24 protein-coding genes and 1 riboswitch are annotated in these 25686 nt (G+C 64.8%); of the genes, 12 read left to right on the forward strand and 12 right to left on the reverse strand.

Annotation, left to right across the window (positions count from 1 at the left end):
• Positions 1-11 precede the first annotated feature (11 nt).
• A complete protein-coding gene (locus tag ACXZ1M_RS03525; protein ID WP_459051830.1) occupies positions 12-1157 on the forward strand; it encodes a PilT/PilU family type 4a pilus ATPase in 1146 nt (381 codons plus the stop codon).
• Between the two features lie 14 nt (positions 1158-1171).
• On the opposite strand, the gene ACXZ1M_RS03530 is transcribed toward ACXZ1M_RS03525, so the two are convergent.
• Positions 1172-1885, reverse strand: coding sequence for an SDR family oxidoreductase (locus ACXZ1M_RS03530; protein WP_459051831.1), 714 nt, complete (start codon positions 1883-1885; stop codon positions 1172-1174).
• A gap of 15 nt (positions 1886-1900) precedes the next feature.
• Complete coding sequence (locus tag ACXZ1M_RS03535) at positions 1901-2917, reverse strand: polysaccharide deacetylase family protein (RefSeq protein ID WP_459053969.1); 1017 nt, start codon at positions 2915-2917, stop codon at positions 1901-1903.
• Between the two features lie 114 nt (positions 2918-3031).
• Here ACXZ1M_RS03535 and ACXZ1M_RS03540 point away from each other — a divergent pair, with 114 nt between their 5' ends.
• Positions 3032-3949: a LysR family transcriptional regulator gene (locus ACXZ1M_RS03540; RefSeq protein WP_459053970.1), complete on the forward strand. Its 918-nt coding sequence runs from the start codon at positions 3032-3034 to the stop codon at positions 3947-3949.
• Here the strand turns inward: ACXZ1M_RS03540 and ACXZ1M_RS03545 are convergent.
• Positions 3946-4617, reverse strand: coding sequence for a PEP-CTERM sorting domain-containing protein (locus ACXZ1M_RS03545; protein WP_459051832.1), 672 nt, complete (start codon positions 4615-4617; stop codon positions 3946-3948). The genes ACXZ1M_RS03540 and ACXZ1M_RS03545 overlap by 4 nt on opposite strands.
• Before the next feature lie 166 nt (positions 4618-4783).
• On the opposite strand from ACXZ1M_RS03545, the gene ACXZ1M_RS03550 reads away from it, so the two are divergent.
• From ACXZ1M_RS03550 to ACXZ1M_RS03565, 4 genes are all read left to right on the forward strand, one after another.
• Positions 4784-5137, forward strand: a complete 354-nt coding sequence (locus ACXZ1M_RS03550; RefSeq protein WP_459051833.1) for an ArsC family reductase — start codon at positions 4784-4786, stop codon at positions 5135-5137.
• Position 5138: 1 nt separating this feature from the next.
• A complete protein-coding gene (gene dapE, locus ACXZ1M_RS03555; RefSeq protein ID WP_459051834.1) occupies positions 5139-6272 on the forward strand; it encodes a succinyl-diaminopimelate desuccinylase in 1134 nt (377 codons plus the stop codon).
• 123 nt (positions 6273-6395) lie between these two features.
• Positions 6396-7286: a 50S ribosomal protein L3 N(5)-glutamine methyltransferase gene (gene prmB, locus ACXZ1M_RS03560; RefSeq protein ID WP_459051835.1), complete on the forward strand. Its 891-nt coding sequence runs from the start codon at positions 6396-6398 to the stop codon at positions 7284-7286.
• Positions 7287-7298: 12 nt separating this feature from the next.
• Positions 7299-9296, forward strand: coding sequence for an ATP-binding cassette domain-containing protein (locus ACXZ1M_RS03565; RefSeq protein ID WP_459051836.1), 1998 nt, complete (start codon positions 7299-7301; stop codon positions 9294-9296).
• Between the two features lies 1 nt (position 9297).
• On the opposite strand, the gene ACXZ1M_RS03570 is transcribed toward ACXZ1M_RS03565, so the two are convergent.
• Complete coding sequence (locus ACXZ1M_RS03570) at positions 9298-9774, reverse strand: chemotaxis protein CheW (protein WP_459051837.1); 477 nt, start codon at positions 9772-9774, stop codon at positions 9298-9300.
• Positions 9775-9898: 124 nt separating this feature from the next.
• Between ACXZ1M_RS03570 and arfB the strand changes: the two genes are divergently transcribed.
• Positions 9899-10294 (forward strand): alternative ribosome rescue aminoacyl-tRNA hydrolase ArfB, encoded by a 396-nt coding sequence (gene arfB, locus ACXZ1M_RS03575; protein WP_459053971.1) that lies wholly within the window; start codon positions 9899-9901, stop codon positions 10292-10294.
• Here the strand turns inward: arfB and ACXZ1M_RS03580 are convergent.
• Positions 10284-11009, reverse strand: a complete 726-nt coding sequence (locus ACXZ1M_RS03580) for a sulfite exporter TauE/SafE family protein (RefSeq protein ID WP_459051838.1) — start codon at positions 11007-11009, stop codon at positions 10284-10286. The genes arfB and ACXZ1M_RS03580 overlap by 11 nt on opposite strands.
• Positions 11010-11077: 68 nt before the next feature.
• Here ACXZ1M_RS03580 and ACXZ1M_RS03585 point away from each other — a divergent pair, with 68 nt between their 5' ends.
• Positions 11078-11968 (forward strand): LysR family transcriptional regulator, encoded by an 891-nt coding sequence (locus tag ACXZ1M_RS03585; RefSeq protein ID WP_459051839.1) that lies wholly within the window; start codon positions 11078-11080, stop codon positions 11966-11968.
• A gap of 70 nt (positions 11969-12038) precedes the next feature.
• Here the strand turns inward: ACXZ1M_RS03585 and ACXZ1M_RS03590 are convergent, their stop codons facing one another.
• The 3 genes from ACXZ1M_RS03590 to ACXZ1M_RS03600 all read right to left on the reverse strand — a co-directional run bounded on the left by ACXZ1M_RS03590 (position 12039) and on the right by ACXZ1M_RS03600 (position 16421).
• A complete protein-coding gene (locus tag ACXZ1M_RS03590; protein WP_459051840.1) occupies positions 12039-13907 on the reverse strand; it encodes a flagellar assembly protein A in 1869 nt (622 codons plus the stop codon).
• A gap of 110 nt (positions 13908-14017) precedes the next feature.
• Entirely contained in the window at positions 14018-15853 is a 1836-nt protein-coding gene (locus ACXZ1M_RS03595) for a flagellar assembly protein A (protein WP_459051841.1), read from the reverse strand.
• A 241-nt stretch (positions 15854-16094) separates the two neighbouring features.
• Entirely contained in the window at positions 16095-16421 is a 327-nt protein-coding gene (locus ACXZ1M_RS03600) for a hypothetical protein (protein ID WP_459051842.1), read from the reverse strand.
• Positions 16422-16656: 235 nt separating this feature from the next.
• Here ACXZ1M_RS03600 and ompR point away from each other — a divergent pair, with 235 nt between their 5' ends.
• Genes ompR through ACXZ1M_RS03615 form a run of 3 tightly spaced genes read left to right on the forward strand, consistent with a single transcriptional unit; the run spans position 16657 to position 19544 of the window.
• On the forward strand, positions 16657-17424 hold the full coding sequence (gene ompR / locus ACXZ1M_RS03605; protein WP_373987974.1) for an osmolarity response regulator transcription factor OmpR: 768 nt from the start codon (positions 16657-16659) through the stop codon (positions 17422-17424).
• A gap of 15 nt (positions 17425-17439) precedes the next feature.
• On the forward strand, positions 17440-18795 hold the full coding sequence (locus ACXZ1M_RS03610; protein WP_459051843.1) for a sensor histidine kinase: 1356 nt from the start codon (positions 17440-17442) through the stop codon (positions 18793-18795).
• Entirely contained in the window at positions 18795-19544 is a 750-nt protein-coding gene (locus ACXZ1M_RS03615; RefSeq protein ID WP_459051844.1) for a hypothetical protein, read from the forward strand. Before ACXZ1M_RS03610 ends, ACXZ1M_RS03615 begins: the two co-directional genes overlap by 1 nt.
• Here ACXZ1M_RS03615 and ACXZ1M_RS03620 read toward each other — a convergent pair.
• Positions 19531-20016 (reverse strand): Imm26 family immunity protein, encoded by a 486-nt coding sequence (locus tag ACXZ1M_RS03620; protein WP_459051845.1) that lies wholly within the window; start codon positions 20014-20016, stop codon positions 19531-19533. The two genes, ACXZ1M_RS03615 and ACXZ1M_RS03620, sit on opposite strands and share 14 nt — an antisense overlap.
• Positions 20017-20106: 90 nt before the next feature.
• A riboswitch (TPP riboswitch) is annotated at positions 20107-20205 on the forward strand.
• 55 nt (positions 20206-20260) lie between these two features.
• Here ACXZ1M_RS03620 and ACXZ1M_RS03625 point away from each other — a divergent pair.
• Complete coding sequence (locus ACXZ1M_RS03625) at positions 20261-22390, forward strand: TonB-dependent siderophore receptor (protein WP_459051846.1); 2130 nt, start codon at positions 20261-20263, stop codon at positions 22388-22390.
• On the opposite strand, the gene ACXZ1M_RS03630 is transcribed toward ACXZ1M_RS03625, so the two are convergent.
• The 3 genes from ACXZ1M_RS03630 to ACXZ1M_RS03640 are packed head-to-tail and all read right to left on the reverse strand — an operon-like array spanning position 22387 to position 25675.
• A complete protein-coding gene (locus ACXZ1M_RS03630; RefSeq protein WP_459051847.1) occupies positions 22387-22902 on the reverse strand; it encodes an AAA family ATPase in 516 nt (171 codons plus the stop codon). The two genes, ACXZ1M_RS03625 and ACXZ1M_RS03630, sit on opposite strands and share 4 nt — an antisense overlap.
• Positions 22899-23507 carry a nicotinamide riboside transporter PnuC gene (gene pnuC, locus ACXZ1M_RS03635; RefSeq protein WP_459051848.1) on the reverse strand — a complete coding sequence of 203 codons (609 nt, stop codon included), beginning with the start codon at positions 23505-23507 and terminating at the stop codon, positions 22899-22901. The genes ACXZ1M_RS03630 and pnuC overlap by 4 nt, the downstream gene beginning before the upstream one ends.
• A 32-nt stretch (positions 23508-23539) precedes the next feature.
• On the reverse strand, positions 23540-25675 hold the full coding sequence (locus ACXZ1M_RS03640; RefSeq protein ID WP_459051849.1) for a S46 family peptidase: 2136 nt from the start codon (positions 25673-25675) through the stop codon (positions 23540-23542).
• Positions 25676-25686 lie beyond the last annotated feature (11 nt).

A 25686-nucleotide genomic window follows, 5' to 3' on the forward strand; every position in this document is an offset into this window, starting at 1 on the left:
GAGAGTGCATCATGGCCATGGACCGCCTGTTCCAGCTGATGAAGGAAAAGAACGCGTCGGATATGTTCTTCGCGGTGAACTCTCCGGTTCACATCAAAATCAACGGCAACCTGATTCCGATCAACCAGCAGAAGCTGGAACCGGAAAACATCCACGCCCTGCTGGCCGAAATCGCCACGCCGGAGCAGATGGACGAACTGGCCGCCACCAATGAATTGAACATGGGCGTGTCGGTCCCCAACCTGGGGCGCTTCCGCCTGTCGGCGTTCAAGCAGCGCGGCAGCATCTCCGCCGTGTTCCGCTTCGTGCCCGCCACCATACCCGTTTTGGCCGACCTGCAGCTGCCGCCCGTATTGGCGGACCTGATCATGGAAAAGCGCGGCCTGCTGCTGCTGGTGGGTTCCACCGGCTCCGGCAAATCGACCACCATCGCCTCGATGCTCGATCACCGCAACGAACTGCGCTCCGGCCATATCCTGACGCTGGAAGATCCGATCGAGTACCTGTTCCGCAATAAAAAATCCATCGTCAACCAGCGCGAGATCGGCAGCGATGCCAAGGACTTCTACACCGCGCTGCGCAACTCCATGCGCCAGGCGCCGGACTGCATCCTGATCGGCGAAATCCGCGACAAGGAAACCATGGCCGCCGCGTTGGCCTACGCGCAGTCGGGCCACCTGGTGCTGGCCACGCTGCACGCGAATAACAGCTACAACGCGCTGAATCGCATCATCAGCTTCTACCCGATCGAGAACCGCGCGGCGCTGCTGCAGGATTTATCGAGCACCGTGAAGGCCATCGTCTCGCAACGCCTGGTGCGTTCGCTCAATGGCGGCACGCGTTCGGCGGCGGTGGAAGTGATGGTCAACACGCGCTACATCGCGGACCTGATCGAGAAAGGCGAAATCGGCCAGATCAAGGAAGCGATGGAAAAGAGCATGTCACCCGGCTCGCAATCGTTCGAGCAGGCCTTGCTCAAGCTGGTGCAGGACGAACAGATCAGCCAGGACGAAGCCCTGGCCAACGCCGATTCCGCCACCAACCTGCTCTGGCTCCTGAACAACGGCCCGGACAGCAAAACCGCCAAGGCCGACGAGCCGGAAGCGAAAGCCCCACTCAGCGAAACCTCGTTCACCGAGTTCACCCTCAACACCTGACAGCCCGCGACGGTCTACGCGATTGCGCCGCCGCCATCGACCAGCACCGTGGAGCCGGTGGCGTAGGGTGTCGTCACCAGATAGGCCACCGCGTTGGCGACGTCTTCCGGCTGTCCCATCAGCTTTGCGGGCAGTCGCGCTGCGACAGATTCGAACTTGCTGGCGCGCGCTTCGTCGCTCATGCCGCCCCACAGCGGCGTGGCGATCATCCCCGGCGACACCGTGTTCACGCGCACCGGCGACAGCTCCAGCGCCAGTCCGCGCGCCAGCGATTCGAGCGCCGCATTGATCGCGCCTTGCAGCACCGAGGTCTTGCTGGGACGCGCGCTGAGGAAGCCCGACACCAGCGTCAGCGAACCGCCTTCCGCGATCCTGGCCGCGCGCGCCACACGGTACGCGCCCCAGAATTTGCTGTTCATGGCGGCATACGCATCAACCAGCGGCAGTTGCCTTACCGGGCCGGACGACGTTTGCGCCGCCGAAACCACCACGTGATCGAATTCGCCTTGCGCCGCAAAGAACGCCTCCAGTCCCGCGTCGTTGCCGGTGTCGAGCACCGCCGTGCGCACCTCGCCGCCGATGCGCGCCGCTGCGGCCTGCAACTTGAGCGGATCACGCGAAGCGATCGTCACCTGGGCGCCCAACTCCAACAGCGCGGCGGCCGAAGCCTCGCCGATGCCGGAACTGCCGCCTACCACCAATACTTTTTTGCCTGCGAGTTTGTTCATGATCTTCTCCTGGGATTAAATGGTTTCTGTTTCGCGCAGCGTGTCCGCACGGCCCGCCGCGAAGCGCGCTATTTCATCCTTGCGCATGAAGGCCACGCCCGGATGCGATTTCGCATAGCGCAGGAATTCGTCCAGCACCCGCACCATCTGCGGCGAGCCGCTGATGCGGTCGTGCGTGCTGAGCGACATCATGCGGCGGCGCGTGGCGCCTTCTTCGTACAGCTGGTCGAACTCCAGCTTGATCTGCTCCAGGAACTGGCTGGGCGAGTAGTTGCGGCCTTCGATCAGCAGGATGTCGTTGTTACGCAGCGTGTATGGCACCACGATGAAGTCCTTGCCGTTCACCTGTTCGATGAACGGTTCATCGCGGCTCAGGTCATCGATGTGATAGGTGTAGCCCAGCTCCTGCAGCAGCGGCAGCGTGTTGGGGCCACGGCGCAGCCAGTTGGCGTTGTAGCCGGTGGGACGCTGGCCGGTCACCTCCTCCACCATGCGCGTGCCGTCGATCAGGAACTGACGCTCCTGGGCGCGGTTCATCGCGTACTGCGAACTCCAGCGCGGACCGTGCGCCGCCGCCTCGTGCCCGCGACGCACGATCTCGCGCGCCAGTTGCGGATTGCGTCGCGCCGCTTCGCCGATCATGTGCGACGTCACCTTGACGCCGTGCTTGTCCCACAGGTCCAGCATACGCGGGATGCCTTCGCGGTAGCCGTAGGCGAACCAGGTGTTAACGGTCAGGTCGGCCGGCACGCTGGCGGGGAGGTCTATTTTCGGGAACGGGCTGTCGGTGCCCTTGGGCGGCTGGCCACCGGCTTCGAACTGCATGGAGATGGAGATGACCAGACGCGCGTCGCCGGGCCAGAAACTGCCGCCCTTTGCTACAGCGCCGGCAGTAGCCTGAGCGGCAGCAGGTACGTTTTGCGCCGCAGCCGTCGCTGCCGTACCGGCCAGCAGTCCGGCGGCGGCCAGCGTGCCGGCCTGGCCCAGGAAGTTGCGGCGTGTTGCGCTCGCGGTGTCGTTCGATAGCTTCATCATCTCTCCTTCAGCAATAATGTGGTGGTCGATGTGGCTATAATAGGCGCTTGCATCCTGATGAAATACCCCACATCGAGGGATACATATTTTCCCTTTTGCGAAGAATAGGCCATCATGCTTGACGATTTACCCGCCCTTGCCGCTTTTGCCCGCATCGTCAGCGCGGGCAGCATGTCCGCCGCCGCGCGCGAGCTGGACCTGCCGCTGTCGGTGGTCAGCAAACGCATGGCGCAGCTGGAAAAGCGCGTCGGCGTGCGCCTGCTGCAGCGGACCACGCGCCGCCAGGCGTTGACCGAGGAAGGCGCCCTGCTGCATGCGCGCGTGCTGCGCATACTCGACGAAATCGAACAGGCGGAATCGCTGCTGTCGCACAGCCGTAGTGAGGTAAGCGGTTTGCTAAGGGTGACGGCGCCCGGAGAATTCGGCCGCCAGCACATCGTGCCGATCGTAGCGGACTTCCAGCGTCAGCACCCGCAACTGGCGGTGCAACTGGACTTGAGCGACGCCGTGCAGAATCTGCTGGAGAGCGGCCATGACCTGGCGATCCGCTTCGGCAGCCTGGAAGATTCAAGCCTGGTGGCGCGGCGGCTGGCGCCCAACTATCGCGTGGCCTGCGCCGCGCCGGCCTATCTTGCGCAATACGGCACGCCCAGCCACCCGGCGGAACTCGCGCAGCACCGCTGCATCCTGATCGGCGACCAGCGTCGCGCCGAGTGGCGCTTCCATGGCGGTGAACAGGTGGCTGTGCGCGTCACCGGCGCCCTGGTCACCAATGACGGCCAGGCGGCCCACGCCCTGGCCTTGCAGGCCGCCGGCATCGTGGTCAAGTCGATATGGGATGTGGGTGACGACATCCTGGCCGGGCGCCTGCAGCGCGTGCTGCCTGGCCATGCCATGCCGACCGCGCCCTTGAACGCGATTTTCCCGCACGGCCAGCACCTGGCGCCGCGCGTGCGCGCCTTCATCGAATATCTGCAGGTGCGGCTGCAGCAGGCGTGGCGCTGGGACGACTGGCTGCCGCCAAGCTAAGCCTTGCGGCGACGCCCGTACAACCCGAGTAGCACCAGGCCCGCGCCCAGCATGGCGGAGGTCGACGGCTCCGGCACCGGGACCATGCTGTAGGTGACGTTGTCGATGCCGACGTTGTAGGCGTTGTCTTCCCACTCGATGCGGATGCCGCTATGCCCGTTCCAGCTGCCGTTGAAGGCGGTGGCCACATTGCCGGCCTCCCCCACCGCGCCACTGTACGACATCAGCACATTGCCGCTCAGGTCCGAGATAGTGACGGTGGTGTTGCGCGTGCCGCCGGGGTAGGAGCCAAGGTCGAAGTGCGTCAGCATCACGCCCATGCCATTGAGCGGCTTGAGGTCGATGCGCGCCTTGGAGTCGACATCGCTGCTGTCGGCCCACGCCACGCCATGCAAGTCGTTGTATTGGTCGGCCCACCAGCGCATCGAAGTGTCGGTCAGGCGCGGCGCGGCATAGTGCACGTCCATCACGCCGGCCACGTCGCCATAGGATTGCGCAAGGAAGGCGTAGTTGACGCACGAAGTGATGGCGCCGTTTCCGGTGGAATCGGTACTCCCGGCACACACCGCGTCGCCGCCGAAGTCCAGCACAGCGCCGTAAGCGGCCGGCGCGCCGATAGCGGCCGCGAGGCATGCCAGCCCCGCGACGATGGTTGCTTGTGTTTTCATTGTTATCCCCTCCAGTTATCCCCCCTGAACAGCCTTATCAGTATGGTCACTCTCATGCGAATAGCCATTTGATAATTCCTGCATCGCATTTTTGATGGATAGATTGCAACTATCAGTGCCGCCGCCGGGCGTGGTATCCTACCGGGTCTAACTTTCCCGACCTATCATGACCATTACCGTCTACGGCATCCCGAACTGCGATACCGTTAAAAAAGCACGTACCTGGCTGGCCGACCAGCAGCAGGAATTTGTCTTCCACGATTTTAAAAAGCAGGGCCTCACGCGTGAGATCGTCGCCGGTTGGCTCCAGCATTTGTCGCGCGATGTGCTGGTGAACCGCAAGGGCACCACCTGGCGCGCGCTGTCCGATGAGCGCAAGGCGTCCATCGTCGACGACGACGCGGCCATCGCCCTGATGCTGGAAAATCCTTCCGTGATCAAGCGCCCGGTGCTCGACAAGAACGGCGCCTTCTCGGTCGGTTTCTCCGACGCGCAGTACCAACAAATCTTCAATAGCTGATATGACTCCATCCAAGACCCTGGCGCTGACCGAAAAGCTGATCTCCCTGTCCTCCGTCACCCCCGACGACAAGGGCTGCCAGCAGCACCTGATCGACCTGCTGACCCCACTGGGCTTCGCCTGCGAAACCATCGAGTCCAACGGCGTGACCAATCTGTGGGCGCGTCGCGGCAGCACCGCACCGCTGATGGTGTTCGCCGGCCATACCGACGTGGTGCCTACCGGCCCGGTCGAACAATGGCGCTCGCAACCCTTCACGCCGACCCACCGCGACGGCAAGCTGTATGGCCGTGGCGCGGCCGACATGAAAACCTCGATCGCCGCCTTCGTGGTGGCCTGCGAGGAATTCATCGCCAAGCACGCCGACCATAAAGGCTCGATCGCCTTCCTGATCACCAGCGACGAAGAAGGCCCGGCCACCGACGGCACCGTCATCGTCTGCAATATGCTCAAGGAACGCGGCGAAACGCTGGACTACTGCATCGTCGGCGAGCCGACTTCGGACGAAACGCTGGGCGACATGATCAAAAACGGCCGTCGCGGCTCCCTGTCCGGCAAATTGACGATCAAGGGCGTGCAGGGCCACATCGCCTATCCGCAGCTAGCCAAGAACCCGATCCACCTCGGTGCGCCGGCGCTGGCCGAACTGGCGGCCGAAGTCTGGGACCACGGTAACGAGTACTACCTGCCTACCTCGTGGCAGATGTCGAACATCCACGCCGGCACCGGCGCCAACAACGTCATCCCGGGCGACATGGTGGTCGACTTCAACTTCCGCTTCTCCACTGCCAGCACGCACGAGGAACTGAAACGCCGCGTGCACGCCATCCTGGACAAGCACAATCTGCACTACGACCTGAAATGGGCGCTGAGCGGCCTGCCGTTCCTGACCCCGCGTGGCACCTTGAGCGATGCGCTGGCCGCCGCCATCAAATCGGAAACCGGCGTGGAAACGGAATTATCGACCACCGGCGGCACCTCGGACGGGCGCTTTATCGCTCAGATCTGCCCTCAGGTGATAGAATTCGGTCCTCCCAACGCAAGTATCCACAAGATCGATGAGCATATCGAGCTGCGATTTGTCGATCCGCTGAAGAATATCTATCGCCGCACGCTGGAGAATTTGTTGACCTGACGTCGTACCCGCGCAGGCGGGTACCCATGCTGAGCGCCCTGGCCGGCGCCGTATGGATGCCCGCTTTCGCGGGCATGACGCGCGGCGGCGGCGTGCGCCAACAACTGTTATACCGAGATAGCCATGACCACGACTCTTTTCACCACGCCGCGCGACCTGCTGCGCTACGCCGTCACCCGCTTCAACACCGCCAAGCTGTTCTTCGGCCACGGCAGCACCGAAGCGTATGACGAAGCAGCCTATTTGATCCTGCACACGCTCAAGCTGCCGCTCGACCTGCTCGATCCCTTCCTGGATGCGAAGCTGCTACCGGAAGAAGTGGCGTCGGTGGTGGCCGTGATCGACCGCCGCGTCAACGACCGCGTGCCGGCCGCCTACATCACCAACGAAGCCTTCCTCGGCACCTACAAGTTCTATGTCGACGAGCGCACCATCGTGCCACGCTCCTTCATCGCCGAGCTGATTCCCGAATACTTCGCGCCGTGGGTGAACGAGCCGGAAAACGTCTCGACCATCCTGGAACTGTGCACGGGCTCCGGCTGCCTGGCCATCATGATGGCCGACGCCTTCCCCGACGCGCAGGTTGACGCGGTCGACATCTCGGCCGACGCGCTGGAAGTGGCCAAGCGCAACGTCGCCACCTACGAGCTGGAAGACCGTTTGACGTTGATCGAGTCGGACCTGTACGCCAACGTCCCTGCCGGTAAAAAGTATGACCTGATCATCACCAATCCGCCGTACGTCAATTCGGGCTCGATGAGCAAGCTGCCGATGGAATACCGCGCCGAGCCGGAACTGGCGCTGGACGGCGGCAAGGACGGCATGGACATCGTGCGCCGCATCGTGGCCGGCGCCGCCGAGCGCCTGACCGACGACGGCCTGCTGATCGTCGAAATCGGCAATGAAAAGGAATTTGCGGAAGCCGCCTTCGGTGAACTGGGCCTGACCTGGCTCACCACCAGCAACGGCGACGACATGGTCTTCCTGCTCACCGCAGACCAACTAAAACTCTAAGAAGAACTACGCATGATTCGCTTCAACCAAGTAAGCCTGATGCGCGGCATAAAGCCGCTGCTCGAACAAGTCGACGTCACCCTCAATCCCGGCGACAAGATCGGTCTGATCGGCGCCAATGGCGCCGGCAAATCCAGCCTGTTCGCCATGATGCGCGGCGAGCTGCACCCGGACCAGGGCGACATCGATTTCCCGGCCAAGTGGCGCGTTGCCTACGTGGCGCAGGAAACCCCGCCGCTGGACCGCGCGGCGCTCGACTACGCCATCGACGGCGACGTCAACCTGCGCAAGCTGGAAGCCGACCTGGCGCGCCTGGAATCCGAACCGGAAACCACCGAGAACGGCATCGCCATCGGTGAAGTCTACAGCGCGCTGGCCGACGCCGACGCCTACACCGTGCAGTCGCGCGGCGAACAGCTGCTGCTGGGCCTCGGCTTCTCGCTGGACCAGATGCAGCAACCGGTGGCCAGCTTCTCCGGCGGCTGGCGCATGCGCCTGAATCTGGCGCAGGCGCTGATGTGCCCTTCCGACCTGCTGCTGCTTGACGAACCAACCAATCACCTGGATCTGGACGCCATCATCTGGCTGGAAGACTGGCTGAAACGCTACGCCGGCACCCTGCTGATCATCTCCCACGATCGCGACTTCCTCGACGAAATCGTCAACGTCATCGTGCACATCGACGAGCGCAAGCTGAAACGCTACTCGGGCAACTACTCGGCCTTCGAACGTCAGCGCGCGGCGCAGATGATCCTGGCCGCCGGCGCGCTGGAAAAGCAGCAGCGCAAACGCGCCCACCTGGAATCGTTCGTCAACCGCTTCAAAGCGCAGGCCTCCAAGGCCCGCCAGGCGCAGAGCCGCATGAAGGCGCTGGCCAAGATGGAAGAACTGGCGCCGCTGCGCGCCGCCGCCGAATTCTCGTTCGAATTCCGCGAGCCGCTCAGCGCACCGAACCCGCTGCTGGTGATGGAAGACGTGGACGCCGGCTACAAGATCGAAGACCAGAAGACCGGCGACATCACCCACAAGACCATCGTCAACAACATCAACTTCTCGCTGCAGATCGGCCAGCGCATCGGCCTGCTGGGCGTGAACGGCGCCGGTAAATCGACGCTGATCAAAACCATCGCCGGCGAAATCGCGCCGCTGACCGGTGAATCGACCACCGGCAAGGGCCTGAACATCGGCTACTTCGCCCAGCACCAGGTGGAGATGCTGCGCCACGACGAATCACCGCTGTGGCATTTGGCGAAGATCGCCCCGACCGTGCGCGAGCAGGAACTGCGCAACTTCCTGGGCGGCTTCAACTTCCCCGGCACCATGGTCACCAGCTCGATCGCGCCGTTCTCCGGCGGCGAGAAAGCGCGCCTGGCATTGGCCTTGATCGTCTGGCAGCGCCCCAACCTGCTGCTGCTCGATGAACCAACCAATCACCTGGACCTGGAAACCCGCGAAGCGCTGACCGAAGCGCTGGCGCAGTTCGAAGGCACGCTGGTGGTGGTATCGCACGATCGCCACCTGCTGCGCGCCACCACCGACCAGTTCATCATCGTCGCCGACGGCAAGCTGCAGCCGTTCGACGGCGATTTGGACGACTACAAGGATTGGCTGTTCCAGACCAAGCTGGGTAAAGGCACCGACGTGCTGCCAGCGGCAGGCAAGGAAAACAAGACCGCCTTCCCGGTGGCCTCGCCGGTCGCGCCGCCTGCGGCGGCGGCGGTGGTCAACACCAAGGAACAGAAGCGCAAGGAAGCGGAAGATCGCCAGCGCCTGTCCGCGCTGCGCAAGCCGATGGAACAGAAGATCAAGCGCCTGGACGAGCAGATCGCCAAGCGCACGGCGCAGAAGGCCGAAGTGGACGCGAAGCTGGGCGAGGAATCGATCTACGACGCCGCCAACAAGGCCAAGCTGAAACAGCTGCTGGCCGACCAGAGCTTCTTCAGCAAGGACCTGGGCGAGCTGGAAGCCCAGTGGCTGGAGCTCAACGAGCAGATGGAAGCGCTGGTCTAAACTAGGCCGCCTGGCGGGCGCCGAACTGGATTTTGCGGATGGACATCAGCTTGTCGATGTCCACCACGATCAGGCGGCGCCCCTCCGCTTCACCAAGACCAACCAGGTAATCCACCGCCGCCGCGCCGGCGATGGGCGCGATCTGTTCCGGCTTCAGGGTGACGATATCGGTCACCCCATCCACCACCATCCCCATCACACAACTCGACAGCTTGAGGATGATCACATCCGTCAGCGGATCGTGCTGCGCCGGCCGTGGCCCGAAGGCGATGCGCATGTCGACGATCGGCATGATCACCCCGCGCGACACCACCACGCCGCTGACGATCTCCCCATCCGACGAAAAGCGCTCCAGCGCCTGCAAGGGCCGCAGCTCCTGCACCTTGGTGAAATCCAACGCGTAATCGAGTCCGCCCAGCCGGAATACCAGGTACTGGCGAGCCTCGCCGGCGTTGGCCTGCGTTATCGAAGAAGACATGATGTTCCTTTCGTTCGGAGAACAGCAAATGCCATCCTACCCGCGCACACCTGCGGCGACGTTGAGCAACGTCAACCTTCACCGGCGCAATCGCGCAATGGCGCGTGTTTGCTACAATCGCGGCATGAACATCATCAATCCGCACGAAGTGGAATTCATCGCCATCCGCGCCCAGGGGCCGGGCGGGCAGAATGTGAACAAGGTCTCGAACGCCATCCACGCGCGTTTCAACATCGGCGCCTCGTCGCTGCCGGAGCACATCAAGGAGCGCCTGCTGGCCCTGCGCGACAGCCGCATCACGCGCGAAGGCGTGGTGGTGCTGAAGGCGCAGCAATCACGCAGCCTGGAGGCGAACAAGGAAGACGCGCTGCGCCGGCTTCAGGAAATGGTCGACGGCGTGGCCGTGCTGCCCACCGTGCGCCGCGCCACCAAGCCGACCTACAGCTCGCAGCGCCGCCGTCTCGAAGGCAAGGCCAAGGACGGCGAACGCAAGCAAATGCGCGGCAAGGTCATTTTATAAACAGCTGGTGCGCGCCCAGCGCCAGCAGCGCGATGAAGAAGCAGCGGCGGAACACGGCCGGCGGCATCCAGCCGCGCAGCCACTGGCCCAGCTGCATGCCGGCCATGGCCGGGATCAGCGCCAGCAGCGAAGCGCCGGCCGCCGCCGCATGCCACTCGCCGCCGGCGGCCAGCATCGCCGCCAGCGCCAGCGTGGAGACGGTGAAGGCCAGGCCCATGGCCTGGATCAAGTCATCCTGGTCCAGATCGAGCGCCTGCAGATAGGGCGCGACCGGCATCACGAACACACCGGTGACGCCCGCCATGATGCCGGTGGCGGCACCCGCCAACGGCCCGGCCCAGCGCTGTGCGCGTGGCGCCACCCGCAGGCGCCAGCCGGTCAGTCCCAGCACGCCGTACCCCGCCAGCGCCAGCCCGAGCACCGTGCCGCTCCAGGCGGCGGCGCCTAGCAGTGGCGCGCAGGCCGTGCCCGCGCAGACCGCCAGCAGCAGCCAGCGGAAGCGCAGCCACAGCGGATACAGCGCCGGCCCGGCCGACAGCTGCCATACATTCGTGATAGCCGAAGGCAGGATCAGCAGCGCGGCCGCTTCAAGGGGCGGCATGCGCAGCGTCAGCAAGGCCACCGCCACCGTCGGCAGCCCCATGCCCGTGACACCTTTCACCAGGCCGGCCAGCACGAAAACCAGGGCAATAAAGATCGTATCCATGCACCGCATTCTGCCCTGCCGCGCCGTCTCTGAAAATCTGGAATATACTGAGTCAGACTTCGGATAAACCATAGGCTATGCGCTACGACCTCACCGACCTCAAACTGTTCGTCCATATCGCGGAAAGCGGCAGCATTACCGCCGGCGCGCAACTGGCGCATCTGGCCCTGCCGTCCGCCAGCGCGCGCGTGCGCGGCATGGAGGAGGCGCTCGATGCGCCGCTGCTGCAACGCGGCCGGCGCGGCGCGGAACCGACGGAAGCCGGCCGCGCCCTGTTGCAGCATGCGCGCGGCATCCTGCGCCAGGTGGAGGACATGCACGCCGACCTGGCGCAATTCGCCACCGGCCTGCAGGGCCAGGTGCGGCTGCTGTGCAATACGTCGGCAATGACCGAGTTCCTGCCGGACGCGCTGGCCGCCTTTTTGAACACGCATCCGCAGCTCAGCATCGACCTGGAAGAACGCCCGAGCCGTGACATCGTGCAGGCCGTGGCCGACGGCGCCGCCGACATCGGCATCATCACCGATGCCGTCAACCACGCAGCGCTGCAAACCTTCCCCTTCCGCGACGATCCGCTGGTGCTGGTGATGGCGCGCGGCCATCCGCTGGCGCAGGGACTCGGCCACAAGCGCAGCATCGCCTTTGCCGAGGCGCTGGCGCACGACTTCATCGGGCTGGCGGGCGACAGCGCCCTGCAGCAGCACGTGGCCGGGCAGGCGGCCAGGCTGGGACGCCGCATGCATTGCAAGATCCGGCTACGCAGCTTCGAAGCCATCTGCCGCATGGCGGCCGGCGGCGCCGGCCTCGCCATCGTGCCGGCAACCGCAGCACGCCGCAGCCCGGACGATTTGCGTATCGTGAAATTGAGCGATGCCTGGGCCGACCGCAAGCTGCTGGTCTGCATGCGCGACGCCGCCGCGCTACCCGGCTATGCCCGCGCACTGGCCGACGCCTTGCGCGGAGCCTAGGCTGGCGCAGGGCGCGCGCGACGTGGCAGCGCGTGGTCAGGCGTCGACGCGTGCGGTCCAGCGCGCGCCGCTAATCGTCGACGCGCGGCGCCCAGTTGATCGGCGCGATATGGCCGCTATGCAGCACCGTCATGCCCGGCGCGGCGGTGCGCACCTTGGCTTTGATTTCCTTGGCCGGCCGGTCGTAAGGCGCCGGCTCGCCGGGGACGAAGGTCATGGTCCGTACCAGCACATCGCCGGTCAGCAGCTCCACCGCGCAGCGTGAGCCGCGCTGCACGGCGCTCTTCTGGCGCTGCACCTGGTCCACTTCCGCCTGCGCCTGTTCCTGCTGCACCTGCGCCGCCTTCAAGGCCAGCGACACCTTGGCCACCTGCCGCAGCAACGGCCCCACCGCCTCGGCCATCTTGTGGAACAGCGGCTCCTGGTCCGGCGTCAGCGTCACCTCGCGCTTGCGCACGCGGGTGGCCAGCGTCAGGTAGTTGCGCACCTCTGGCTGGCTGGTGATCGCGTCCATCTCCGCCTTGCGCACATCGGCGTCGCGCGCGGCGTGCTGCACGCGCGGATGCAGCTCGGCGATCTTCTTGTCGAATTTGGCGGTGTCCGGCACCAGCACGTACAGCAGCATCTCGTTCTGTTTGCGCGGCCCCGCATGGACGATCTCGATCTTGCGGGCGGCGATGGCGCAGCCCTCGGCCACCTTGATCACCACCTCTTCGGCCATGATCTCGCAGTTGCTGGCCTCCCCGATCACCACCCGGGTGCCGGAGATGATGCAGCTTTCCGCGCGCGCCAGCACGATCTCGCCGCGCTTGGTCTGCAGCACAGCGCCGGAAGCGACGCCCTGCACGCGGATCGCGCCGTCGGCGCTGGTGACGCTGCCGCCCATCAGGTTCTTGCTCAGCACAACGTCGCCGCCGCGCGAGACGATGTTGCCGAACACGTCGCCATGGATGGTGATGCTGCCGCCCTCCACCACGCGCTGCTCCTGCACGTCGCCGAATTCCTCGTACTCGCCGGTCAGCTGCAGGTTGCCGGTGGTGCGCGCGCTGACGCCTTCGCGGCTGATGATCTTGGGGCCGACCGACAGCCGCTTGCTGCCCGGGTCCACGCTGATGAAGCCTTCCACCGCCGACACCAGGAACTCGCCGCCGCGCAGGTTCTCGATCACCGTGCCTTCGCCGGCCACGCTCACCAGTTCGATATCGCGCGGCACCGGCGGCTCCAGCACCAGGCCGGAAAGTTCATAGCCACGCACACCGGCCGTGCGCGGCACCTTGCGCAGCAGCTTGACGTGCGGCTTCACCTGCGGGAAGCGGTTCTGGAAGGTTTGCCAATCGATTTTGCCGTCGGCCTTTTCCTTCGGCGCGTTGCTGCGATGGATGTCCTGCGAGACTTCGACGATGGCGGCGTCCTTGCCCGGCATCGCATTCAGGCGCCGCGCCACGATGATGCGCGCCAGCCGCCCGCTGGCGATGGCGTCGCGCGCCGCCGGCGCATCGACGCCGAAGCGGATGCCCTTTACCCACATGTCGGAAACGAATTCGTCGAAGTTCAGGCGCGCGGGCTGCGGCGGCATGTCGGGCACTTCAAAGAACACCGGCTCGAAGTAGTACTCGGCCTCGCCGTTGATGATCTTGACGGTCTTGTACAGGGCGCGGCGCGCGGCGTGAAACGGTTCGATGCTGTCGGCGAAGCGCAGCAGCGGCTTGTCGCGCAGGCGCTCCGGCAGCTCGGGGCCGACGTTGTAGAGCAACCTGCCGAAAACCGCATAATCGAGGCCGGCGAAATAGGCGCTGCTGAGGAACACCTGGCTGACCGCCGCCAGGCAGGCCACCGCGCTGGCATCGGCGGAAAAATAGACGCCATCCGCCCGCTTGACGATCGCTGCAGGCAGATCGCTTTCCGCAGTTTGTTCCAGCGCCGTCGCGTCGTCTGACACAGTGAATCCCCAGGAAGATGTACGTCGGGCCGGCCCGCCACGGCGGACGCCCTTCACTTTTTGATGTTAGCCCAAGATTAGCATGTTACGCCAGGCATGCGCCACCCGCTTCAAGGCGGCGCGGTCCGCAGGCGCGGATTCAGGTGCCAGTCCAGCGAACCGGCGCTGTCGGTGAACAACAGCTCGCCACCGGTCGGCGTGCCGCGCAGGCGCGCTTTCAAATCCTTGGGCTGCAGCTGGCGCAGCGCGGCGGTATCGGCCGCCGCGAACGGCATGGTGCGCACCATGGTTTCGCCGCTGACCATGTGCAGGCCGCAGCGCGCAATGCCGGATGCCTCCACCTTCTGCTCGATCACGCGCGCCAGCCGGTCCTCCAGCAGCTTGTGCTGCGTCTGGCCCACCTGCAGATCCTGCTGCAGCTTCTGCAAGGTCTTCACTTCCTCCGCCACCGCGCTGGCGATCTTGCGCAGGAACTGGCCCTGCTCCGGCGTCAGCACCAGTTCCTGCGTGCGCAGCTTGGCGGCCAGCGCCAGATAGCGCCGCACATCCGGCAAGGCAGACAGGCGATCGATCTCCTCCAGGCTGGCCTGGTTGGCCTGCGCAAAGGCGGCCACGCGCAAATCCAGCTCGGCGATCTCCTGGTCGAACTGGGTCACGTCCTTCACCAGCACGTAGATAATCATCTCGGTGCGGCGGCGCGGGCCGGCGCTTTCCATCTCCACGTTGCGGCCGGCCACGGCGCAGCCTTCGGCCACTTCGATCAGCACTTCGTCGGCGATGATCTCGCAGTTCGACGCCTCGCCCACCTTGACCCGGCTGCCCGAGATGACGCAGTTTTCCGCGCGCCCGATGGTGACGGCGCCATTGGCCGCATAGATCACCGCGTTGGAAGCCACACCGGCGATGTTGATATTGCCCGCCGCGTTGTGCACGCTGCCACTCACCAGGTTCTTGTCCAGCACCACGGCGCCGCCGCGCGAGTTGATGTTGCCGTACACGTTGCCGTGCACCGTGATGTCGCTGCCGGTGACGTCGCGCTGTTCCTGCACGTCGCCGTATTCCTCATAGGCGCCGGCCAGTTGCAGGTTGCCCGTGGTGCGGCCGCTCACGCCGTCCAGGCTGACAATTTTGTCGTTGATGGAAATGCGATTGGACTTGGCGTCCACGCTCAGGAAACCCTCGCGCGTGGAGACCAGGTACTCGCCGTCCTCGAAGGTTTTGGCATCGGTGCCGTCGCCGGCCAGGAAGCGCAGCGTCAAATCCTTGGGCGGCTCGGGATCGGTCTTGCGTCCGGCCAGGTCGAAGCCCGGCAGGCCGGGCACCGGCGGCAGCTTTTTCAGCAGCCGCATGTCGGCCTTGATTTGCGGGAAGCGGTTCTGGAAGCTTTGCAGGTCGATGCGGCCGTCGGCGCGCGCCTTGGGCGCATCGCTGCGATGCAGGTCGGACGACACTTCGACCACGGTGGCGTCCTGCCCCGGCTCAGGATCGAGGTCGGTGGCGAAGGTGATGCGGTCAGGCTTGGTCGACACCATGGCCGCTTTCACGGCCGCCACGTCGATGCCGAAGCGGATGCCTTTGTTCCACATGTCGGCGATGAATTCATCGATGTCGAGCTGCACCGGGCGTTCCGGAATCACGGTGCCGTCGGGCAGCGTCATCTCCTCCTGGTACAGCTGCTGGAAGTAGTATTCGGCATAGGACACGCTCATCTTGGGCGCCTTGTACAGCGCCAGGCGATTGCCGTCGAACACGCGCACCGCATCGGCCAGGCGCAGCGCCTGCAGGTCGCCAACGTCCGGCCCCACATCGTACAAGGCCTTCAGCAGCGCCGGATAATCGAGGCCGACGAAATACCAGCCCGACTGGAACACGTGCGAGACCGCCGCCAACAGCGATGGCTTGCTCATGCCCAGATCGATGTAAATCCCGTCGGCGCGACTATCCACGCCTATCGGCAAGCTCGGAACCGGAGCGACAACATCTTGAACCACGGTCTTCCTCCAAACGGCACGCGTAGGCCGAAAGGCGTTGCGTGTAATTAATTTATATTACACGCACACTATCGGAAGGAAAGGAATTTTGAGGGCGAAAACGGCACAACTGTGAAGTTATTGATACACATCAATACAATAAAAATAACAATTGTGCGGTTTTGACAGTTTTAATTGTCTGTCAACCAAGAAAAAGTCAGCGGCGTGGCGGATTCGCATACAAATCCTGGCTGACTTCATTGATCTGGCGGCGCAGGTCGCGGCGCTCGTCGGGGGTCATGCGGCCGACGCGGCGATTCATTTCGGCGTTGCGGGTTGCTTCCTGCATGGCACGGCGCTGCTCCTCGGCGCGCGCCTCGTAGCTGCGCGGATCGAGCTGGCGGCCGTCGGCCGGACGTTGCTGGTCACGCTGATCGCGCTGGCCCTGCTGGTGCTGCGGTTCGCGCCGTTGCGGGCCGTCGCCGCCGTCGGCATGCGCCACGGCGCCGGCCAACAGGCCGCAACACACCAACGCGGAGGCCAAAGAAGACCGAACGCAAAAAGATGCGCTTGCTGCCGCGAATATTTTTTTGTGATCGATGAACATGGCGTTCCTAAAGAGCTGAATCTATGCCCGCAGTGTATGATGCTTTGACCGAGGGGGTAAGGCGAATTGGGTAAAGTTTGTAATAATTTGTAATGGGTCGTCCTGCGCGCGTTTTCGCAGAGCGAATATGACGTTACCATAGCAACATGAATAAGACAAATCCGGCCATCAAATGACTAGCACAACGACTGAATCCAACAACACCGCCGCCAATTCGAACGGGCACGCGGCCAAGATCATGGTGGTCGACGACGATGTGCGCCTGCGCGACCTGCTGCGCCGCTACCTCACCGAACAAGGCTTCAACGTCTTCACCGCCGAAAGCGCGACCGCCATGAACAAGCTGTGGCTGCGCGAACGTTACGACCTGCTGGTGCTGGACCTGATGCTGCCCGGCGAAGACGGCCTGTCGATCTGCCGCCGCCTGCGCGGCGCCGGCGACCAGACGCCGATCATCATGCTGACCGCCAAAGGCGAAGACGTCGACCGCATCGTCGGCCTGGAAATGGGCGCCGACGACTACCTGCCCAAGCCATTCAATCCGCGCGAGCTGGTGGCCCGCATCGGCGCCGTGCTGCGCCGCCGCGGCCCGGACGAAATCCCCGGCGCGCCGTCGGAAACCCCGCAGACCTTCGAGTTCGGCCAGTTCGTGCTGGACCTGGGCACGCGCACGCTGAAGAAAAACGGCGAGACGGTGCCGCTGACCACCGGCGAATTCTCGGTGCTGAAGGTATTCGCACGCCATGCGCGCCAACCGCTGTCGCGCGAAAAGCTGATGGAGCTGGCGCGCGGCCGCGAGTACGAAGTCTTCGACCGCAGCCTGGACGTGCAAATCTCGCGCCTGCGCAAGCTGATCGAACCCGATCCATCGAGCCCGCTGTACATCCAGACCGTGTGGGGCCTGGGCTATGTGTTCATCCCGGAGGGCCAACCGCGCTAAGGCGCGGGTGCGTACATGAAGTCGTTGTTCTCCCTCCGCCTGGCCAGCCTGAAAAGCGGCTTATTCTGGCGCACCTTCTTCCTGCTGGGCGCCCTGACCACCACCAGCATGACGGCCTGGGTCGGCATGATCAGCGTGGTGCAGCACGAGCCGCAGGTGCAGCAGATCTCCTCGCAGGTGATCTCGGTGGTCACCATCACGCACGCCGCCCTCACCCACTCCGCGCCGGAACTGCGGCGCGAACTGCTGTTCGAGCTGGTGTCCAACGAGGGCATCCGCGTGTTCCCGCTGGAGGAGGACGACAAGGTCGAGCCGCCGGCCAGCAATGCCCTGATGCCGGACATCGAAAAGCTGGTCAAAGCCAAGCTGGGCGCCGACACGCGCTTTTCCTCCAACGTCAACGGCGTATCCGGCTTCTGGGTCAGCTTCAACATCGACGACGACGCCTACTGGCTGATGCTGGAGCGCGAACGCATACGCGGCCTGACCGGCATCCAGTGGCTGGGCTGGGCCAGCGTGGTGTCGGTGGTGTCGCTGGTGGGCGCGGCCTTCATCTCCAGCCTGATCAACCTGCCGCTGCGCCGGCTGACGCAGGCCACGCGCGACTTCGCACAGGGCAAGCGCCCGGCGCCGCTGCCGGAAAAAGGGCCGCTTGAAATCATGGAGGCGAATCGCAGCTTCAACCAGATGGTCGATGAACTACAGCAGGTGGAGTCGGACCGCGCTGTGATCCTGGCCGGCATTTCGCACGACCTGCGCACGCCGCTGGCGCGCATGCAGCTGGAGCTGGAGATGGCCAACCTGTCGACCGAGGCGCGCGAGGGCATGCAGTCCGACATCGGCCAGATGGACGACATCATCGGCCAGTTCCTCGACTACGCCAAACCAACCGAGGCGTCGAGCTTCATCAACGTCGACATCAGCGAGCTGCTGGGCGACACCGCGCACGAGGCCTCGCGCCTGCCCGATGTGCGCATCGACACCGACATCGAGCCCGGCGCGCATGCGATGGGCAACGCCACCGACATCAAGCGCGTCATCAACAACCTGATCGAGAATGCGCGCCGCTACGGCAAGACGCCGGACAGCGACGTCACCGAGATCGACATCAAGTGCAGCGTCAAGGTGGTGCACGCGGTCAAGCGGGTGGTGATCGAGGTGCAGGACCACGGCAACGGCGTGCCGGCGGACCAGATCGAGCAGCTGCTCAAGCCCTTCACGCGGCTCGACACCGCGCGCGGCCAGGCCAACGGCGCCGGCCTCGGACTGGCCATCGTCGACCGTGTGCTGAGCCGCCACGGCGCCGAACTGCAGGTGCGCAACCGCGAAGGCGGCGGCTTGCAGATCGTGATCATGATGAAGGCGTTGTGATGCGGCGTGCGTTAGGTTGCGCCACGTTTGGCGCCGCCCTGCGCGGCATGTCCGGCGCTGGCATCGCCGCTGCGGCGATCGCGGGCGCCACCGCTGCAGGCGCGGCCATCGCCGCCCGCCCAGCCGCGCCGGCCGTCGTGCAGATGCGCGAGCCGAGCGCCGAGGAACGCAGCTCCTTCGACGACTACTACCGCGAGCACGTGCCGGCGCGCGTCAGCGGCGGGCCGTCGCTGTTCGCGCCCATGTTCGACATCTCGCGCCGTCGCGGCGAAGCCTGGCATGTGATTGCGCGCGTGGACTCCTCGCCGCGCCACCACTCGCCGGAACTATGCCGCCAGGTCCGCACCAGCTACATCTACGACGCCAAGGCGCCCAAGGGCCAGCGCTGGGTGCCATCTACCGCAGCACCGGAGTGGTACGTCTGGCTGGCCACGCCCAAAGTCATCTGCACCGCCGCCCAGTACACGGTGCGCATGGACCCGGCCGTGAGCAACGCGGACGCCACCGCGCTGCTGCGCCAGCACCGCGACCTGCTGCTGCGCGCACGCCTGCTCTTCGCCGGCAATTCCGGCTGCGCGCGCCAACGCGCCCTCACCTTCCGCCTGAACGCCATCGAACCGGCGCCGCCGGCCAATGGCGCGCCGGCGATGGTGGGCATGGTCTTCGAGAGCGACCGCGACACGCATGTGCGCGTCGCCGTGCGCAAGCATCGCGGGGAATACGCGGCGTGGAACGTCAGTTGCGATTGATGGGATGTTCCGGCGCTTCCAGCAGCTTGGTCAGCAATAGCTCCGTCGAGCCGTAGCCGTACAGCGAATCGGTCTCCAGGCCCTGGGTTTCGTAGGGCACGGATTCCTCGCGCTCCGAGCGGCTCGGATCGGCATCGGCGTAGGTCACGCGCCAGGCGCGCTTGAGGGCGTCGGCGCGGCGCAGGAATTGCGGCACCGGCCACATGGCCGGATCCCAGTGCTCGATATCGCCCAACACGCGCCAGTGGCCGCTGGCCAGCGCCATGTCGCCGCAGCGCAGCACCTTGACGGCGTCCTGCGGACGCAGGGTGTTCAACTCCTCCACCGACGGCAAGCGCGCCAGCTTGGGACCGAACAGGTACGCGAGCATGATTTTGCTGCCGGGCGACAGCCGCGCCACCAGACCCCATCCGTAGCCACCGTCCAGCAAAGGCACGGCAAACCAGCTCCCCTCTTGATACGACTGCTTCATTCACACCCTTTCATCGGCGCCGGCGGCGCAAGTCCGCAGTGTAGCCAGAGCGCGCAAAACGCGGCGCACGCCTCCGACTGTGCTACACTGGCGCCTCGCTAGGGGTCCTGGAACGTCGTTTCCGGGTGAGAGATACCCTTCGTACCTGATCTGGATAATGCCAGCGAAGGAAAGCGCAAATGTGGTTCTCCCCTCCTTTGATGGCTCTCTTCGCGGCTCCCAGCCGAACAAGTAGAGAGCAGATATGTCCACACCAAACCTTGCAGTGACCGCCATCGCGTTGGCGGTGTTACAGATGACTTCCGCCGCCGCCGAAGAGGTCGACCAGACGATGCAGGAAGTCGTCGTCACCGCCACCAAGACCCGCGCCGCCTCGGCCGCCGTGGCCGGCTTTTCCAATGCGCCGCTGCTGGAGACCCCGGCCTCGGTCAGCGTGATCACGGCTCAGCAGATGCTCGACCTGCAGATCCGCTCCACCACCGACGCCGCCAAATTCGACGCCAGCCTGAGCGACGCCTACAACGCGGTCGGCTACGCCGAGCAGTTTTCGATCCGCGGCTTCAAACTGGACAACGCGTCCAGCTACCGCAAGGACGGCACCGCCATCGCCGGCGACACCCAGATCCCGCTGGAGAACAAGGAACGCCTGGAAGTGCTCAAAGGCCTGTCCGGCCTGCAGGCCGGCGTCAGCGCGCCGGGCGGCATGATCAACTTCGTCACCAAGCGCCCGACCGACACGCCGCTGCGCACCGTGGTGCTGGAAACGCGTGAACGCGGCACGCTGTACGGCGCGCTCGACCTGGGCGGCCGCTTCGAGAACAGCGATTTCGGCTACCGCATCAACGCCGCCGGCGAGCGCCTGCGCTCCTACATCAAGGGCGCGGACGGCAACCGCAAGTTCGTCTCCGGCGCCTTCGACTGGCGCATCTCGCCACAGGCGCTGCTGCAGATCGACGCCGACTACCAACGCAAATCGCAGATCACCGCGCCGGGCTACCAGCTGCTCAACAACCTCACCCTGCCGGTGGTCGATGCCGACGTGCTGCTCAACGACCAGCCGTGGACCCGTCCCGTTGAAACCACTAGCAGCAATATCGGCGTGCGCTTCGAATACCAGTTCTCGCCCGAATGGAACGCCACCCTCAGCGCCAACCAGCACCACTTCAAGCGCGACGATTACACCGCCTTCCCTTACGGCTGCAGCGCGCAGGACCTGTATCCGGGCTACTGCGGCAATGGCGACTACGACGTCTACAACTACATCAGCAAGGGCGAGAAGAAATCGCCGCTGACGGCGCAGGCGCTGCTGCAAGGCCGCTTCGCCTCGGGCGCCATCGAGCACGAACTCACCGTCGGCGCGTCGTTCTTCAAGAACAGCGAAAAATGGGGCGACTACCTGTACGACTATTCCGGCACCAGCAATATCTACCATCCGGTGGTGGTGCCACCGGCCGAGGGCGACAGCGGTCCGGTGGCCGAGCGCCGCCGCGACAACGAGCGCGCCGTGTTCGCGCAGGACATCGTCAGCCTGAACGCGCAGCTCAAGCTGCACGCGGGCGCGCGCTACGTCCAGGTCAAGCGCGACGAATATGTGGAGCCGGACGAAGACGAGCTTGTGCCGCCGCCGTACGCCCACACCGATATCGGCTTCTGGCTGCCGAACGTGGCACTGGTGTACAACGTGCGTCCCAACGTCGCCATGTACGCCTCCTACGCGCAGGGCCTGGAACATGGCGGCGTGGCGCCGCTGGGCACCAAGAACAGGCACCGCGCGCTGGCGCCAAGTAAATCGAAGCAGGTGGAAGTGGGCATCAAAGCCGACCTGCGCCAGGACCTGAGCGCCACCGTGGCCCTGTTCCAGATCCGCAAAGGCCTGGAATACACGGACGCCGACAAATACTACGTGCGCAACGGCGAGGCGCAGAACCGTGGCCTCGAACTGTCGTTGAACGGCCGCGCCACGCGCGAGCTGACGGTGGGCTTCTCGGCCACCGCGCTCAACACGCAGCAAAGCGGCACCGGTTCGGCGGAGCTGGACGGCAAGCGCGTGACCGACGTCGCCGCGTTCAAGTCTTCGGTGTATGCGGACTACGCGGTGCCGCAAGTGACGGGCCTGAAGGTCGGCGCCAACTGGCTCTACTCCGGCAAGAAAGCCTTCGACGCGGCCAACACCGTGTTCGTGCCGAAGTACCACGTGACCAACCTGAGCGCGTCCTACGCCACCCGCATCGGCAACGTCGGCACGACCTTCCGCGCCGGCATCGACAACGCCTTCGACAAGTTCTACTGGCGCGATGTCACGCCGGACCTGGGCGGCTATCTGATGCCGGGCGCCTCGCGTACCTTCCGCGTGTCGGCGCAGTTCGACCTTTAAAGTTGGGCCAGCGCGCTCGCCACCGTGGCGACGCGCTGTTCGACGCTGCCGCTCACCGGCAGGTAGGGAATGCCGCGTGCCGCCAGTTCTTCCAGCAGCATGCGGTTGATGGTGATGCTCACTTCTTCATCTTCACGTTGCAGGCCGTCCGCCACCCACGGGATGTCGGATGCCGTCACCAGCGTGACGTCGTAATCGCTTGCATGCGCATCGGCCAGGACGGCCAGTTGATCGTCTATGCCGCCGAAATAATGGCGGCTGTAGACCGCCGTCATCAACGGCGTGGTGTCGCAGAACAGGAAGCCGTGCGCGCGCGGCGCGGCCACCTCCTCGTGCGCGCGCTGCGTGCGGGCGATGTGGATCTGGTCCGCCGCCACCGGCACGCGGCCGGCGGCGTCCACGAACTCCCTCAGGTATTCCGGCACCCACAAGGTGCCGTAGCGCTGCGCCAGCGCGGCGGCCAGCGTGGTCTTGCCGGAAGACGCCGTGCCGAGTATCGCGACCCGTTTCATTCCAGCGCCAGGCGGCGGCCGCCGGTGCCGGTGTCGCCGCTCCATGCGCGCAGGCCGACCGCCGCCATGCCGACGAAGACGCCGTACAGGATCGCGGTCAGGATCAGGTTCTTGTGCAGGTACAGGCCCACATACAGCACGTCGACGATGATCCAGACGTGCCAGTTCTCGATCTTTTTACGCGACAGCAGCAGCTGGCCGACCAGCGAACCGGCCGTCAAGAAGCCGTCCGAGTGCGGCACGTCGGTATCGGTATAGGTCTTGAGGAACCAGGCCAGCACCACGAAGCCGCCCAGCCACGCGGCGGCGGCGGTCCAGCGGCCGCGCGCCGTCAGCGAAGTGACCGGCAGTCGCTCATGGCTGTCGTCGCCCTTCAGCCATTGATACCAGCCGAAGATCGAGACGGCGATGAACACCAGTTGCAGGCCCATGTCGCCGTACAGGCGCGAACCGAAAAATACCAGACCATAGGTGGCCGACGAGATGATCGCAAACAGCCAGCCCCAATGGCTCTGGCGGATGTTGAACCACACCGTCGCCACCGACAGCATGAACGACAGCAGCTCCAGCGGAGTCGTGGCAAATACTGCCAGGTGCAAAGGCATATTCGCATAACTTAACAGGAGCGGCAGCGTGTTCATTTTTTAGGGTACTTGATGGTCATTTCTTTGAGCAGGTTGTCGGCATGGTCGACTTCCGCCATCACCCACAGCATATACCGGATATCCAGATGGATGGCGCGGGTGATGTCGCGGTCGAAGTACCAGTCCTTGGTGATGGACTCGTAGGTCGAATCGAAATTCAGGCCGATCAGCTCACCGCGCTTGTTCATCACCGCCGAACCGGAATTGCCGCCGGTGGTGTCGGCGCTGGTCAGGAAGTCGACCGGCACCGTGCCCAGGATAGTATCCTTGAACTGACCGTAGCGCTTGGCCTTGATGGCTTCCAGCAGATTGGCCGGCGCGTTGAACGGCTCCTTGCCGGTGTTCTTCTCAACGATGCCTTCGATGGTGGTGAACGGGCCCTTGGTGATGCCGTCCTTCGGCGAGTACGGCGACACGGTGCCATAGGTCACGCGCAGCGTCGAATTCGCATCCGGATAGACCGGCTTGCCCTGCGACTTCTTGTACGCGATCACGGCCGCCATGTATTGCGGGATCACACGTTCCAGGTTGCCGTCCAATTCCTTGCGGCGTTCCTTGAGCGACTGCGCCACGCCGTCGATCTTCACCGCCAGCTTGAGGAAGGCGTCGTTCGAGGCGCGCACAGCGTCGGCGTCCTTGCCGACCCACGCCAGGCGTTGCGCGGTGTCGCCCAGTTGCGACTGCGCGTACAGCGCAGGCACGGCGTCCGCCGCCGGCAGCAGCGCGTCCAGCTCCGCCACGTGCATGGACTTCGGCAGCTTGGCGTAGCGCTGCAGGGCCGCCACGAAGCGGGCCTGGTCCACGCCGGCCACATACGACTGTTCCAGGCGGTTCAGGCGTGCCTTGATGAAGGCCAGGTCGCGCTGCTGGTAGCCGCTTTCACGTTCGGCGTCCGGCTTGGCGCTTTCCTGCGCCAAGCGGTACAAGGTGGCGCCGGACTTCAGCAGGTCGCCGGTGGTGGCGACGCTGTAGCCGAATTCCTCGTCGCTCAGCGCGATGTCGGCGGCGATCACGGCGTCCAGCTCGGCCAGCAGCGTCTTCGACACGCCGGCCTGCTTGCCGTACCAGGCGCGGAACTCGGCGTCCTGCACGTCCTTGATGGCGGCGATGTCCTTGCGCGCGAAGCCGTCCATCAGGCCACGGGTTTTCTTCATCACGTTGTTGAGGCTCTTGACCACGCTGGCGTAACGCACGGCGGCCGCTTCGCTGTCCTTGGTGCTTGCTGCGATCACGTCCAGGTCGGACTGGATCTCCGACGCCTTGGCCGGATAGGCGGCGTCGCGCGCGTAGCGGATTTCCGACGGCAGCTTGTAGCGGCTGGTGCGGCCCGGATAGCCGGCCAGCAGCACCGGATCGCCGTTCTTCAGGCCTTCGGCCGACACCACCAAGAAGTCCTTGGACTTGTACGGCACGTTGTCCGGCGACGGCTCGGCCGGGCGGCCATCCTTGCCGACGTAGGCGCGCAGGAAGGAGTAGTCGCCCACGTGGCGCGGCCATTCGTAGTTGTCGATGTCGCCGCCGAAGTCGCCCAGCGAATTGGCCGGCGCGTACACCAGGCGCACGTCGCGGATCATCATCTGGCGGATGCGGTAGTACTCAAGGCCGCGATGGAAGGCCGGCACCGAGCAGCGATAGAACTTGTCGCTCTCGCATTCGGCAATCAGCGCCTTGATCGATTTTTCCACCGCTTCGCTGCGCTGCTTGCCGCTCATCGACGGCGCGATATCCTTCAGCACGCGGGCGGTGACGTTTTCCACCTTGTCGGTCACGTACACCAGCGTGTTCGGGCCGCCCGGCAGTTCCTGCGCGCGGGTCTTGGCCAGGAAGCCGTTGGCGATGTAATTGTGTTCCGGGGTCGAGTTGCGCTGGATGGCGCCATACGCGCAGTGGTGATTGGTGACCACCAGGCCGGCGTCCGACACGAACGACGCCGAGCAGCCGCCCAGCGAAACGATGGCGCTCATCGGGTGTTTCGACAGGTCGGCCAGCTTCTCCGCCGGGATGGCGATGCCGACGCGTTTCAGTTCGGATTTCAATTGCGGCAGCTGGTACGGCTGCCATTGGCCTTCGTCGGCGTATGCGCTCGTGACGCACAGCAGCGCGGCTGGAATGACTAATTTTTTTAACAAGATATGGCCCC

Source organism: Duganella paludis (assembly GCF_054461335.1).

Excerpts from the sequence above, each read along its gene's own strand:
- ACXZ1M_RS03525 (WP_459051830.1), top strand. The coding sequence starts at position 12 with ATGGCCATGGACCGCCTGTTCCAGCTGATGAAGGAAAAGAACGCGTCG.
- ACXZ1M_RS03530 (WP_459051831.1), bottom strand. The coding sequence starts at position 1,885 with ATGAACAAACTCGCAGGCAAAAAAGTATTGGTGGTAGGCGGCAGTTCC.
- ACXZ1M_RS03535 (WP_459053969.1), bottom strand. The coding sequence starts at position 2,917 with ATGAAGCTATCGAACGACACCGCGAGCGCAACACGCCGCAACTTCCTG.
- ACXZ1M_RS03545 (WP_459051832.1), bottom strand. The coding sequence starts at position 4,617 with ATGAAAACACAAGCAACCATCGTCGCGGGGCTGGCATGCCTCGCGGCC.
- ACXZ1M_RS03550 (WP_459051833.1), top strand. The coding sequence starts at position 4,784 with ATGACCATTACCGTCTACGGCATCCCGAACTGCGATACCGTTAAAAAA.
- dapE (WP_459051834.1), top strand. The coding sequence starts at position 5,139 with ATGACTCCATCCAAGACCCTGGCGCTGACCGAAAAGCTGATCTCCCTG.
- prmB (WP_459051835.1), top strand. The coding sequence starts at position 6,396 with ATGACCACGACTCTTTTCACCACGCCGCGCGACCTGCTGCGCTACGCC.
- ACXZ1M_RS03565 (WP_459051836.1), top strand. The coding sequence starts at position 7,299 with ATGATTCGCTTCAACCAAGTAAGCCTGATGCGCGGCATAAAGCCGCTG.
- ACXZ1M_RS03570 (WP_459051837.1), bottom strand. The coding sequence starts at position 9,774 with ATGTCTTCTTCGATAACGCAGGCCAACGCCGGCGAGGCTCGCCAGTAC.
- arfB (WP_459053971.1), top strand. The coding sequence starts at position 9,899 with ATGAACATCATCAATCCGCACGAAGTGGAATTCATCGCCATCCGCGCC.
- ACXZ1M_RS03580 (WP_459051838.1), bottom strand. The coding sequence starts at position 11,009 with ATGCGGTGCATGGATACGATCTTTATTGCCCTGGTTTTCGTGCTGGCC.
- ACXZ1M_RS03585 (WP_459051839.1), top strand. The coding sequence starts at position 11,078 with ATGCGCTACGACCTCACCGACCTCAAACTGTTCGTCCATATCGCGGAA.
- ompR (WP_373987974.1), top strand. The coding sequence starts at position 16,657 with ATGACTAGCACAACGACTGAATCCAACAACACCGCCGCCAATTCGAAC.
- ACXZ1M_RS03610 (WP_459051843.1), top strand. The coding sequence starts at position 17,440 with ATGAAGTCGTTGTTCTCCCTCCGCCTGGCCAGCCTGAAAAGCGGCTTA.
- ACXZ1M_RS03615 (WP_459051844.1), top strand. The coding sequence starts at position 18,795 with ATGCGGCGTGCGTTAGGTTGCGCCACGTTTGGCGCCGCCCTGCGCGGC.
- ACXZ1M_RS03620 (WP_459051845.1), bottom strand. The coding sequence starts at position 20,016 with ATGAAGCAGTCGTATCAAGAGGGGAGCTGGTTTGCCGTGCCTTTGCTG.
- ACXZ1M_RS03625 (WP_459051846.1), top strand. The coding sequence starts at position 20,261 with ATGTCCACACCAAACCTTGCAGTGACCGCCATCGCGTTGGCGGTGTTA.
- ACXZ1M_RS03630 (WP_459051847.1), bottom strand. The coding sequence starts at position 22,902 with ATGAAACGGGTCGCGATACTCGGCACGGCGTCTTCCGGCAAGACCACG.
- pnuC (WP_459051848.1), bottom strand. The coding sequence starts at position 23,507 with ATGCCTTTGCACCTGGCAGTATTTGCCACGACTCCGCTGGAGCTGCTG.